This window comes from Paenibacillus sp. SN-8-1, from assembly GCF_050995535.1.
GTDB lineage: Bacteria > Bacillota > Bacilli > Paenibacillales > Paenibacillaceae > Fontibacillus.
Genome location: NZ_CP194782.1, coordinates 2,850,053 through 2,862,688 on the forward strand (window position 1 = coordinate 2,850,053; position 12,636 = coordinate 2,862,688).

Sequence of the window (12,636 nt, forward strand, 5' to 3'; positions counted from 1 at the left end):
CCCCAATTTATAGTTTGGCCATTTCTGCCTGACTTATTATATCGCCGGGTACCGGCTCTGGAACGATATTCCCCTTAATGTACCAAGTCATTGGATCTGTAATCTCCACATGTACGAACGTACCGATTAGATCCGGAGATCCCTCAAAATGCACCAGCTTGTTGCTCCGAGTTCTTCCGGCTAGAACATGCTCATTATTCTTACTTTCGCCTTCAACCAATACTTCGACAACTGAACCAACAACTTTATCGTTGCTTTGGCGGCTGTTCTCGTTAATCGCATCATTAAGACGCTGCAAGCGGGCTTTCTTCACTTCCATCGGAACGTTATCCTCCATCACCGCAGCAGGCGTTCCTGCCCTTGGAGAATAAATGAACGTATACGCCGAGTCATAGCCTACTTCTTTGACCAGAGAAAGGGTATCCTCAAATTGCTCGTCCGTCTCCCCCGGGAAGCCTACGATAATATCCGTAGTAAGAACTACATTCGGAATCGCTGTCTTGATCTTGCGGGCAAGCTCCAGATAATGCTCCCTGGAATATTTGCGGCTCATTCTCTTCAGGATCTCCGTGCTTCCGGATTGAACCGGGAGATGGATATGCTCTACCAGATTTCCGCCTTTAGCCAGCACCTCAATGAGTTCATCATCAAAATCACGAGGATGCGAGGTCATAAACCGGACTCGGGGAATGTCTATCAGTCGAAGATCATCCATCAGGTTCGCGAAGGAATAATCAATATCTGTGAAGTCCTTGCCATATGCATTGACATTTTGGCCGAGAAGGGTAATCTCCTTAAATCCTTGACGCGCCAGATCACGCACTTCAGCTATGACATCTTCAGGTCTGCGGCTGCGTTCTTTGCCCCGTGTAAAAGGTACGATGCAATAGGTGCAAAACTTATCACATCCATACATGATGTTCACCCAGGCCCGCATGCCTTCTCTTTTCTTTGGCAAATTCTCAATAATATCGCCCTCTTTGGACCATACCTCGACTACCAGCTCTTTGCTGAAGAGCGCCTCTTGAATCAAATGCGGCAGACGGTGAATGTTATGCGTACCGAAGATCATGTCGACAAAGCTATGCTTCTGCATAATTCGGTTCACGACCGTTTCTTCCTGAGACATGCAGCCGCATACGCCTAGCAGCAGACCAGGCTTTTCAAGCTTAAGCGTCTTCAGATGACCAAGCTCACCGAATACCTTATCCTCGGCATTTTCCCTAATCGCACAAGTGTTCAGAAGAATCAAATCTGCCTCTTTGCGGTCTTCTGTTGACTCGTAACCCATTTGCTCAAGCAGGCCTTTGATGGTCTCCGTATCATGCTCATTCATTTGACAGCCAAAAGTATATACGATGTAGCGCTTGCCAAGCCCCAGCTCTTTAAGGCCTTCCGGAACCGTATTCTCATACAGCACCTTCACATCTTCCTTACCGCGCTGCTTCTCCTGTCTATGATTGGGTTCAGACATAATATGAATTTCCCGGCCGCGAATCCGGATTTTCTTACCGGTCTCGTCCTCAGAGATAACTTTGGCATCAGAGAAATCAAAATATTTGGAGTAATCCTTCTTATTCTCCGTCATACTTCCGGTTCACTCCTTCAAATCATCTATCGACTCCCATCTAAGGGAGATTTATTGTAAAAAAGCATTACATCAAATTATACCATACCTAAATCGGCTTATCTATACAGATTGAACTATGGCAAACTCCAAAGCCCATATTCGTTTTTGGCATAGTTGAACATTAAAACTAAGAAAGCCGTTCCCGAGTCTGGGAACGGCTTTCTTAGTTTTAATGCATATTGTTTAGCGGCTTAATCTGCTTAGAAGCCTTTATATTGAGGCTCTTCATTTTCAAGCTGCTGCACACGGCCTTCAACCTGGTTAACAATCTGCTGAGTTTGTGCTGCAGCGTCTGTGAACAAAGTTTTAGCCTCTTGGTTTTGGGTGCTTAGCGCAAATGCCTCAAGGCTGGCTTGTGCACTTTTCAGAGAAGCAACAGTAGTCTTTACTTGTGATGCTACGGTCATCGGAAATCACCTCCTTATCGTTCTAGGAACATAATTTAACCCGCACCTTTTGATTTCATCAGTGGAAAAGGATTGCTTTTATTCCAAATGATATTTTATTAAAACTTGATGCTTGAACAAATAATTCAAAGGATAAGTTCACAGCTGAGTAAACAGGAAGGGGATATTCTGTAATGCCTGATTGGTTAGAAGTTATTGTAAGGACACTTGCCGCCGTAGTTTTCCTGTTCATCCTTACCCGACTGCTCGGCAAGCGACAAATTTCCCAGCTATCTTTCTTTGAATACATCACGGGTATCACAATCGGGGACCTGGCTGCCACCATATCCTTGGAGCTGGACGGTCACTGGTACCTTGGTGTTATATCCTTGGCAGTATGGGTCGCTGTGTCCCTGTGCATAGAATACTTACAGATGAAGAGTAAGAAGGCCCGTGGAATTATCGACAGCAGCGGTACTGTCTTGATCAAAGACGGTAAGGTTATGGAAGACAATTTAAAGAAAGAAAAGCTCTCCAATGAAGAGCTGCTTGAGCAGCTGCGGAAGAAAAGCGTCTTTAAAGCAGCCGAAGTTGAATTTGCCGTGATGGAACCCAATGGGGAGATCAATGTACTGCTGAAAAAGGAGAATCTTCCACTAACCCCGGCAATGCTTGGCATCAAAGTAGCTCCCGAGGTTGAGCCCCAGACTGTCATTCTTGACGGGGTTGCCATGCTGGAGCCGCTTGCCACTATAGGCAAAAATATGGCATGGCTGAATACCGAGCTGGATAAGCTTGGAGTCTCCCTGGACAATGTGTATTTAGGACAAGTGGATGCCTACGGCGGTCTGTACGTCGATTTATATGATGATCAGATAAAAGTCCCTCAGCCTCAGGAACGCGCGGTACTCTTGGCCAATTTAAAAAAATGCGAAGCCGATCTCGAAATGTACTCGTTATCCACTCAGGATAAACAGGCCAAACAAATGTTTGAACAAAGCTCTAAGCAGCTGGACAAAGTTATAGGCAGTATCAAACCCCTGCTAAAAAGATAGGAGGCAGACGTCTTGGCTAACACTAAGAAAAACAAACAAAAAAATCAAAATAAAAAGCTGACTCCGGTCCAGCAGGATTACAAGGAACTGTCTCAAAAGCACGAACCCAAGCGTCCTGTGGTCCTGAACTGTATCCGCGCCTTTATTAGCGGAGGTATCATCTGTCTGATCGGGGAATGTATCCGGCAATTCTTCATCCATTATGGAGGATTTGATGAGAAAAGGGCCGGCGATCCTACAGTTGCTGTTCTTATCCTCATCTCTGTCATTATCACCAGTCTCGGATTCTACGATAAGATTGCCCAGTGGGCCGGGGCCGGATCAGCTGTTCCCGTAACGGGATTTGCCAACTCCATGGCCTCGGCAGCAATAGAGCATCGGCGCGAAGGTATCGTGCTGGGGATAGGAACAAATATGTTCAAGCTAGCTGGATCTGTTATCGTCTTCGGGACTGTGGCCGCATTTGTCATAGCCTTGTTCCATTTTTTATTTATACCTGGATCATCGGGAGGTTCTTGATATGTTAAAAGGTCATCAAAGCTGGGTGTTCGAGAATAAGCCGCGGATTATATCCACGGCCACCATTGTCGGTCCATTTGAAGGAGAGGGACCATTAGCTGCGGATTTCGACATTATTCATGGAGATCTCTATCTAGGACAAGACAGCTGGGAAAAGGCCGAAAAGACATTGATTGAGGAATCCTGCAAGCTTGCAATTGAACATGCGGGTCTAACCAAAGAGGACATTCAATTTCACTTTGGCGGCGACCTGATGAATCAGATCATCAGCAGCAGTTTTGCCGCACGCACACTTGCCATTCCCTACTTCGGTCTATTCGGTGCCTGCTCCACCTCCATGGAGGGACTTGCTCTTGCAGCCCTTGTAGCCAATAGCGGAGGTGCTAATTATGTCCTGGCAGGCACCTGCAGTCATAACGCCAGTGCCGAGAAGCAGTTCCGCTATCCCACCGAGTATGGTTCGCAGAAGCCGCCTACAGCTCAGTATACCGTGACGGGCGCGGGGGCAGCTGTTGTTTCTCCTACAGGGAATGGTCCTGTCATTACTTCAGCAACCATCGGCCGGATTGTCGATATGGGGATAAGTGATCCATTTAATATGGGTGCCGCAATGGCACCTGCCGCCGTGGATACAATTGAAGCTCACTTTCGCGACCTCGAAATTGAACCCAGCTACTACGATCTTATTGTGACCGGAGACTTATCCAAGGTTGGGTATGCGATTGCCAATGATTTATTCAAGAAGCATAACTTCCCTATAGAGCAAACCACTTATAAAGATTGCGGAATGATGATCTATAACTATGACAAGCAAAATGTTCAGTCTGGCGCCAGTGGGTGTGCCTGTTCTGCTGTTGTCACCTATGGCCATCTCTTGAGACGTATTCGCAAAGGTGATCTTCGCCGCATTCTGGTTGTCGCAACCGGCGCCCTGATGTCCCCAATCTCCTATCAGCAAAAAGAGACTATTCCATGTATCGCGCATGCTGTCTCCATCGAGCGGCAGGAGTTCCAAGGTTGAGGAACAGTACCTCTCGAGATTTTGATTTGTATCGCAGTGCGGCCAAAATCCCAAGAAAAAAAGTAGCCGTTTTCGATCCAGCACAGAGTTTCCCCTTCCTTGCACTTCAGTACATGCGTTTTTTAAGTTCGTTTAAATAACACTAAGCCTACATTGGTTAAGAAGCCTCCTATTCAAGAGGCTTCTACCTACATACACAGTCACCAAAAAGACGGGACATAACTGGTCATACTCCTGACTACTTAGCAGGGGTATGACCAGTTCCTCCCGACTTTTTAAGTTGTACCTGGTGATCCAAAGTCATGGAGAGGAGTTTTTGGGACTGAAGAAGCGCCAGCGTTCGCCTTTATCCTCCGATTTCATCATCCTAAGAATAAAACCAGGAAATCGGAGGATAACAGCGATCGTAAGCCCAAACACTACTCGCAATGACGGCGCGAAATCACCATCACGGTTCAAAAAATAAAAAAGACGGGACCCCAAGGTCCCGTCTCTCCCCACACATTTCTATTCAATAATTTCTGCTGTATCCCCTGTTTTGGCTCCAGCAGCATTAGCTTCATCTGTGTCGATGTGCATATCCAGAGCGTAAGATTCTGACACACGCGCAATTACATTCTCAAGGATTAAGCCGCGCTCGCCGCCAAGGCGAACTTTAAGCAACTGCTGGTCCTTAATGTCCCATTTAGCTGCATCCGAGGTATGGAAGTGAATGTGACGGGCTGCAACAATGACACCCTGTTCTAATTCAACTTCGCCGGCTGGTCCTTTTACCTTAATTCCTGGAGTTCCATCGATCTTGCCTGACTCACGCACAGGAGCTTTGACTCCAATAGCAAATGAATCTGTACGAGAAATTTCAAGCTGGGAAGCAGGACGCGCAGGTCCCAGTATACGTACTTTGTCAAATTGGCCTTTAGAACCAATTACCGCTACAGTTTCATTCGCAGCAAACTGGCCCGGCTGGGACAATGGCTTAAATTCAGTCAATTGATAACCTTGTCCAAACAAAGCTTCAATATGCTCTTGGGTCAAATGGATGTGACGTGCTGATACACCTACAGGTACAGTTTTACTCATGATAGAGTGTCAACTCCTCTTTTTTCTCTATAGTCTTTCAAACCGTTAACCATTATACTCCTTTCCGAATCAAAAGGAAAAGACAGTAGGAGCTTTCCCTACTGTCTTTGGATCAAATTATCTAAATTCTGCTACAAGTTTGTCAAATTCATTCTCGGTCAATGACAGGTTCTGGTTAACGAGAGGCTCCTCACGGAAACCAGGTACCAGATTCTCATAGCTCTTCTTCGCCTTATTCTGGTAAATAAGACCTGTAATCATACTGTTAGTCTCCATCAGCTTGGTCATCGCCATAACCCGGTTGCTTGGATCATAATCAGGCACAGTTTCCAAATTCACGATGTTCTCTTTAAACCAATCATAAGTGTTCACCTTGTTGAACGTTACGCAAGGACTGAAAACGTTGATCAAGGAGAAGCCTTCATGCTGGATTCCTTGCTCGATCAAGGAAGTTAACTGTTTGAGATCACTTGAGAAAGATTGAGCTACAAAGGTGGCACCTGCAGACAGTGCAATCTCCAGAGGTGACAATGTTGTCTCAATGGAACCCTCAGGAGTGCTCTTAGTCTTGAAGCCCTCACCACTCCGAGGTGAGGTTTGACCTTTTGTCAATCCATAAATTTGGTTATCCATAACAATGTAAGTCATATTGATATTCCGGCGAATCGCATGAACGGTATGTCCCATGCCGATAGCAAAACCGTCTCCGTCACCGCCAGAAGCCACTACTGTAAGATCGCGGTTAGCAAGCTTAACCCCTTGAGCAATTGGAAGGGCGCGTCCATGGATACCATGTAGGCCGTAGGCATTAATGTAACCGGAAATCCGTCCAGAGCATCCGATACCGGAAATTACAGCAAGCTGCTCAGGCTCCAAACCAACGTTGGCTGCCGCACGTTGAATGGCTGCTTGTACGGAGAAGTCGCCGCATCCTGGGCACCAGTTCGGTTTGACGTTGTTGCGGAATTCTTTAAAAGTTGCCATCTTACACCAGCTCCTCACTTAGTCTCTGAGCAGATGGGCCATCGCTCAGCACTTTCTTGCTTTCCGAGTATACTTCTGAAGGTAAGAACGGGTTACCGTCGTACTTCAGGACACTGTTGATTTTCTCATGCAGGCCAACATTCAGCTTAATCAGGCTGGCAAGTTGTCCAGTCGCATTATTTTCAAGAACGACTACGTTCTTAGCTTTTTGTATATGTGGAAGCACTTCTTGTACCGGGAAAGGATGCAGCAGGCGAACCGTCATATGACTCGTCTTCACACCTTCGGCTTCAAGATGTACACGGGCCTGATCAATCGTTCCACCCGTTGAACCCATGCCGATAATCAATAGATCCGGCTCTTCATGAGTACCTTGAATATGGATTGGGTTCTCAACTTCAATGTTATCCATCTTGCCAAGACGTTTATCCATCATTTTGATCCGGTTAACCGGGCTTTCGGATGGACGACCCGTCTCGTCATGCTCTACGCCAGTTACATGGTGAATCCCGTTCTTAGTACCTGGGAGGGCACGGCTGGATATACCATTCTCTGTAAGCTCGTAACGTTTGAAGAGTGAACCGTCTTCCCGATCAGGAATCTCGGTTGCGATGTTGCCACGATCGATCACAATCTTACTGTAGTCGAGCTCTTCACAAGACTGTTTACCCAAGGACAACTGAAGGTCAGTCGCCAAAATGACTGGCACTTGATACTTCTCAGCCAGGTTGAACGCCTGAACCGTATCATAGAAGCACTCTTCAATTGAACTAGGAGAAAGAACAATCTTAGGAATCTCACCATGTGTTCCGTAGATCAGGGCATGAATGTCACTCTGCTCCTGCTTGGTAGGAAGACCTGTACTTGGTCCCCCACGCTGGGTATCTACTATAACTACAGGGGTCTCGGTCATTCCCGCAAGGCCAATAGCCTCCATCATCAGAGACAGACCAGGACCGGCGGAAGCCGTCATTGTTCTTACACCCGCGTAATTGGAACCAATTGCCATGGTAATGGCTGCGATTTCATCTTCAGTCTGAACAACAGTTCCGCCAAACTTTGGCAGCTTCTTGATCAGGTATTCCATAATTTCAGATGCAGGTGTAATTGGATAAGCGCTCATAATCCGGCAGCCGGCTGCGAGTGCGCCCAGTGCAATTGCATCGTTACCGATCATGAACAGCTTTTGTTTGCCATCGGCAGGCTGAAGCTTGAACTCTTCAAGCGGTCCGCCCGCAAGCTCAAGCACGTATTCCGCACCGCGGCGTACTGCTTCAATATTCTTCTCTACAATAGCCGGACCTTTACGTCCGAATTCTTCTTCAACTGCTTTATTAAATACTTCAAGAGGAAGTCCGAGCAGTGCCCAAGAAGCCCCAGAAGCAACCATATTCTTCATTAGGGAAGTACCAAGCTCCTCCGCAATCGCCGTAATTGGCACCGCGAACAAGGTAGCTTTCGTTCCTTCCGGAATTACTGGATTAAATTTAGCATCTGCTACAACGACTCCGCCTTCACGTAGCTCGTGTGCATTAAAATCAATACTTTCTTGGTCAAAAGCAACCAAAATATCCAGATCATCAGAAATTGCCCGAATCGGGTTTGTACTGATACGAATTTTATTGTTTGTGTGTCCGCCTTTAATCCGTGAGGAGAAATGACGGTATCCATACAAATAGTAACCTAGTCTGTTCAATGCTGTAGAGAAAATACGGTCTGTACTTTCTACACCTTCACCTTGCTGTCCACCGATCTTCCATGATAATTGATTAATCAAGATCGCCCACCCCTTCAATCGTATCCCATTAGGAGATATCAACTTACATAATTAGAGAGTTAAAGAGACATTGGTATATCTAAAGACCTATGCCGATTATGACTATCTATTGTCATAACCATGTCAATTTTATGTCTATACAGACTAAAAAGCAAGCGTTTTCTCGAGATTTTCATATAGTTGTTTGCGATTGGAACGATCTCTACACAAGATTGATTAAAGCGTTTTCTTTCTTTTTGGGAGATGGATTCTTAAAAACGATTCCGCATTTCCAAAAAGCCATCTTTTTACCAGCGCTTCCGGATAGTGCTTGAGTAACTCCGACACCAGATATGGATAGCTGGCTGCGTCCTCAAGCCCGGATATATAGGCATCAATCCCATCAAAATCTGATCCGAACATGAGATGCTGTTCTCCTCCCAACGAACAGATATGTTCAATATGTCTTAATAGATCAGATAATTGAACTGGCCCATTTGTTTTCACAAAGTTAGGAAAAAACGTTATTCCTATTCTGCCCCCCAGACTGATGATCGCCTGGATCTGTTCATCATGTAGATTCCGTGGATGCGGACAAATGCGGTATGCATTGGAGTGTGAGGCAATGAAAGGTCTATCTGCCTGCTTGGCCTGTGTGACAAGCTCCCAAAAGCCTTTTACCGATAAATGTGACACATCCAGAATGATCCCTAGATGATGACAAGCTTGAACTAGCTCCAGTCCTTTCTTGGTGAAACCACCATTTCTCGGCTCCAGGACCCCGTCCGCAGCCCAGTTCGCATAGTTCCAAGTGATCCCTAGGAATCGAATTCCCTGCTCAAAGCTGATCCTTAAATATTGCAGATTAGCTTCCAGCCCATCTGCACCCTCCAATGAGAGCAGTCCCCATGGCTGCCCCTTAGTCTGTTGATCCATTTCCTCCTGCCAGCATAGAGGTCTTATACCGCTTTTCACTACTTTCTCCTGATAAATCTGGATTTGATCCAGCACATGGCTGAATCTGGGGCTACCCAGCCTTTCGGATAGATATATGGCAAAAACTTGCAAACTTACATTCCCTTGCTTCAGCTTCTCCAAATCCACATCCAGTCTACTGTCTTTCTGAAAATTAATATGGTCGTTGAACTGCATCTTGCTTAGTGCGTCACAGTGAAAATCTATCACCTCATATTTCATAGCTCACTCACCTTTCTCGGGGTAAGGGTACTTAAGTTCTACTGAGAAAATCACATGCAAAAAAGCCCGTCTACAAGTGTAAACAGGCAGAGTAATTATCCTTATTTATCTTGGCTCTACGATCAGCTTTATTGCCGTCCGGTCCTCTCCATCAATAACAATATCCGTGAAAGCAGGAATGCAAATCAAATCCACTCCGCTAGGAGCTACGAATCCCCGGGCAATCGCGACTGCTTTGATGGCTTGATTAAGAGCACCTGCCCCAATAGCCTGAAGTTCAGCAGCCCCACGTTCTCTTAGTACTCCTGCTAACGCACCGGCAACGGAGTTTGGATTGGATTTTGCTGAAACTTTTAATACCTCCATGGTAAGTACCTCCTGGGAATGATGGTTTGATTCCACTAATTAATTCTATTCGTGAAAAGTGAAATAATTCCTTCTTTTACCCATCTTTACATTTCCACAAGATACTTACCCGGCTAGCATTGCTTCTAATCCATAATCCACTCATCTTCGAGAAGTCTTATTTTCTTAATACTCTTGGCACGCCCAGTGCCATCCTCAATGTCAACCAGAACAGCATGGAACTGCCATTTGCCCGAATCCACCTGGAATCTTACCGGAAGCTGAGTTTTGAATTTCCTTAACACCGCATCCTTTTCCATTCCCAAAATACCTTCACGTGAGCCGACCATGCCAACATCGGTAATATAGGCTGTGCCTCCCGGGAGCACGATATCATCATTGCTTTGCACATGTGTATGCGTACCCACTACCATAGAAGCCCTGCCTTCCAGATGCCAGCCCATGGCAATTTTCTCGGACGTTGCCTCGGCATGGAAATCTACCAGGATGTTTTTGTGCTTTTGCCTAAGCCGGTCAACAATTTCATCAGCTGCTCTGAAAGGACAGTCAATTGCCGGAAGAAACGTTCTTCCCTGCAGATTAACAATAGCTAACTCCTTGCCATTCGCTTTGATAAGCGTACTTCCGAGTCCAGGAGTCCCTGGAGGGAAATTCGCGGGACGAATCATCCTAGGCTCATCATCGATGAAATCAAAAATCTCTTTGTTATCCCAGGTGTGATTTCCCATGGTAAGACCATGAATACCCATATCGAAAAAATCTTTAGCAATTGCTTCGGTTATTCCCCGACCAGCCGCCGCATTCTCCCCGTTCGCAATAATAATATGGGGATTATGCTTTGTTTTGAGCAAAGGAAGCGTCTCTTTTAACGCTTTCCTGCCTGTATTCCCTACGATGTCTCCGATAAACAAGACCTTCATGTACGTTCATTCCCTTCTATTCTGCGGAACCTCTTACATTAAGTCACAATTCCACTCAATGAAAAAGCGGCCCCCCTTAAGGGGCCACTTCTCAGCATTTCCTTTACTTTGCGTATTCAACCGCCCGAGTCTCCCGGATGACAGTAACTTTGATATGACCTGGATAATCCAGTTCACTTTCTATCATCTTCGTGATATCTCTTGCCAAGCGGAAGCTTTCCGCGTCATCAATTTTCTCAGGCTGCACCATAACCCGAACTTCCCGTCCGGCTTGAATTGCGTAAGATTTCTCGACACCTTCGAAAGATTCTGAGATTTCCTCTAACTTCTCAAGTCGACGAATATACGTTTCAAGTGTTTCGCGGCGGGCTCCCGGTCTTGCCGCGGACAGTGCATCGGCTGCACCTACCAGCATGGCAATAACAGAAGTAGCTTCAACATCACCATGGTGAGAAGCTATACTATTAATAACGACCGGATGCTCCTTGTATTTCTTCGCGAGCTCTACGCCAATTTCAACATGAGAGCCTTCCACTTCATGATCAAGCGCTTTACCAATATCATGCAAAAGTCCGGCACGTTTCGCGAGTACGATATCTTCTCCAAGTTCTCCAGCCATAAGCCCGGTAAGATAAGCCACTTCCATCGAATGCTTCAGAACATTCTGACCGTAGCTTGTCCGGAACTTCAGGCGACCGAGAATCTTAATCAGATCCGGATGGAGGGCGTGTACACCCACCTCGAATGTAGCTTGTTCCCCGTACTCACGGATACGTTCATCCACTTCTCTGCGTGATTTCTCAACCATTTCTTCAATTCTGGCAGGGTGAATCCGGCCATCTGCCACCAATTTCTCGAGTGCAGTTCTTGCAATTTCACGGCGAATAGGATCGAAACCTGACAGAATAACCGCTTCCGGCGTATCGTCGATGATCAGATCTATACCTGTAAGCGTCTCAAGAGCACGGATGTTACGTCCCTCTCGTCCGATAATCCGTCCTTTCATTTCCTCGTTCGGCAGCGTTACCACAGACACGGTAGTCTCGGCCACGTGATCAGCAGCACAGCGCTGAATCGCCAAGGTAATGATTTCTCTGGATTTCTTATCCGCTTCCTCTTTAGCCTGCTGTTCGATATCTTTGATCAGTTGAGCCGATTCGTGTCTTACTTCCTGTTCTACGTTTGTCAGAATAATGCTTCGCGCATCTTCCATAGTCAGGTTGGAAATACGTTCAAGCTCGGAGACCTGGTTTTTGTAAATTAAATCGATTTGCTGTTGAGTTTCCTCAATTCGTTTCTCTTTGTTGGCCACTTGCTCTTCTTTGCGTTCCAGTGATTCTAATTTTTTATCCAGCGACTCTTCTTTTTGCAACAGACGTCTTTCCTGCCGTTGGGTTTCATTCCGACGTTCACGAATGTCTTTATCAGCTTCGGCTCTTAGCTTATGAATCTCATCCTTCGCTTCGAGAACCGTTTCTTTCTTCAGTGCCTCTGCATCTTTCTTCGCATTATCCAGGATTTGACTGGCAGCATGTTCAGCACTGGAAATTTTAGCTTCAGCAAGAGATTTGCGAATAAAATATCCGATCACGAACCCAAAGAATAGTGCGGCTACAACGAGAATAATCGAAATCCAAGGTTCCATTTCTGTTCACCTCCTCGTTGATTAGTCCAAGGTATTCCCTGGGATGTGTGCAGTTGTCAATAATGTTACATCCATCA

Annotated in this window: 12 protein-coding genes; 3 read left to right on the forward strand and 9 right to left on the reverse strand. The window is 46.0% G+C overall.

Annotation, left to right across the window (positions count from 1 at the left end):
• Positions 1-7: 7 nt before the first annotated feature.
• Together miaB and ACRRNK_RS13535 are read right to left on the reverse strand one after the other, a co-directional pair.
• A complete protein-coding gene (gene miaB, locus ACRRNK_RS13530; RefSeq protein ID WP_433943261.1) occupies positions 8-1,588 on the reverse strand; it encodes a tRNA (N6-isopentenyl adenosine(37)-C2)-methylthiotransferase MiaB in 1,581 nt (526 codons plus the stop codon).
• A 242-nt stretch (positions 1,589-1,830) separates the two neighbouring features.
• Positions 1,831-2,037 carry a DUF1657 domain-containing protein gene (locus ACRRNK_RS13535; protein ID WP_433943262.1) on the reverse strand — a complete coding sequence of 69 codons (207 nt, stop codon included), beginning with the start codon at positions 2,035-2,037 and terminating at the stop codon, positions 1,831-1,833.
• A gap of 173 nt (positions 2,038-2,210) precedes the next feature.
• Here ACRRNK_RS13535 and ACRRNK_RS13540 point away from each other — a divergent pair, with 173 nt between their 5' ends.
• Genes ACRRNK_RS13540 through spoVAD form a run of 3 tightly spaced genes read left to right on the forward strand, consistent with a single transcriptional unit; the run spans position 2,211 to position 4,611 of the window.
• Positions 2,211-3,071 (forward strand): DUF421 domain-containing protein, encoded by an 861-nt coding sequence (locus ACRRNK_RS13540; RefSeq protein ID WP_433943263.1) that lies wholly within the window; start codon positions 2,211-2,213, stop codon positions 3,069-3,071.
• A 12-nt stretch (positions 3,072-3,083) separates the two neighbouring features.
• Complete coding sequence (gene spoVAC, locus ACRRNK_RS13545) at positions 3,084-3,590, forward strand: stage V sporulation protein AC (protein WP_433943264.1); 507 nt, start codon at positions 3,084-3,086, stop codon at positions 3,588-3,590.
• A gap of 1 nt (position 3,591) precedes the next feature.
• A complete protein-coding gene (gene spoVAD / locus ACRRNK_RS13550; protein ID WP_433943265.1) occupies positions 3,592-4,611 on the forward strand; it encodes a stage V sporulation protein AD in 1,020 nt (339 codons plus the stop codon).
• 507 nt (positions 4,612-5,118) lie between these two features.
• Here the strand turns inward: spoVAD and pduL are convergent.
• The 7 genes from pduL to rny form a co-directional block, all read right to left on the reverse strand.
• The gene (gene pduL, locus ACRRNK_RS13555; RefSeq protein ID WP_433943266.1) at positions 5,119-5,691 is read right to left on the reverse strand and encodes a phosphate propanoyltransferase; all 573 of its coding nucleotides are present in this window, start codon (positions 5,689-5,691) and stop codon (positions 5,119-5,121) included.
• A gap of 117 nt (positions 5,692-5,808) precedes the next feature.
• Positions 5,809-6,675 (reverse strand): 2-oxoacid:ferredoxin oxidoreductase subunit beta, encoded by an 867-nt coding sequence (locus ACRRNK_RS13560; RefSeq protein WP_433943267.1) that lies wholly within the window; start codon positions 6,673-6,675, stop codon positions 5,809-5,811.
• 1 nt (position 6,676) lies between these two features.
• Entirely contained in the window at positions 6,677-8,452 is a 1,776-nt protein-coding gene (locus ACRRNK_RS13565) for a 2-oxoacid:acceptor oxidoreductase subunit alpha (RefSeq protein ID WP_433943268.1), read from the reverse strand.
• A gap of 216 nt (positions 8,453-8,668) precedes the next feature.
• Entirely contained in the window at positions 8,669-9,628 is a 960-nt protein-coding gene (locus ACRRNK_RS13570; RefSeq protein ID WP_433943269.1) for a dipeptidase, read from the reverse strand.
• A 105-nt stretch (positions 9,629-9,733) separates the two neighbouring features.
• The gene (locus ACRRNK_RS13575; protein WP_006286829.1) at positions 9,734-9,994 is read right to left on the reverse strand and encodes a stage V sporulation protein S; all 261 of its coding nucleotides are present in this window, start codon (positions 9,992-9,994) and stop codon (positions 9,734-9,736) included.
• 125 nt (positions 9,995-10,119) lie between these two features.
• Positions 10,120-10,914, reverse strand: a complete 795-nt coding sequence (locus ACRRNK_RS13580; RefSeq protein ID WP_433943270.1) for a TIGR00282 family metallophosphoesterase — start codon at positions 10,912-10,914, stop codon at positions 10,120-10,122.
• A 103-nt stretch (positions 10,915-11,017) separates the two neighbouring features.
• Entirely contained in the window at positions 11,018-12,559 is a 1,542-nt protein-coding gene (gene rny / locus ACRRNK_RS13585; protein WP_127199730.1) for a ribonuclease Y, read from the reverse strand.
• Positions 12,560-12,636: the final 77 nt, after the last annotated feature.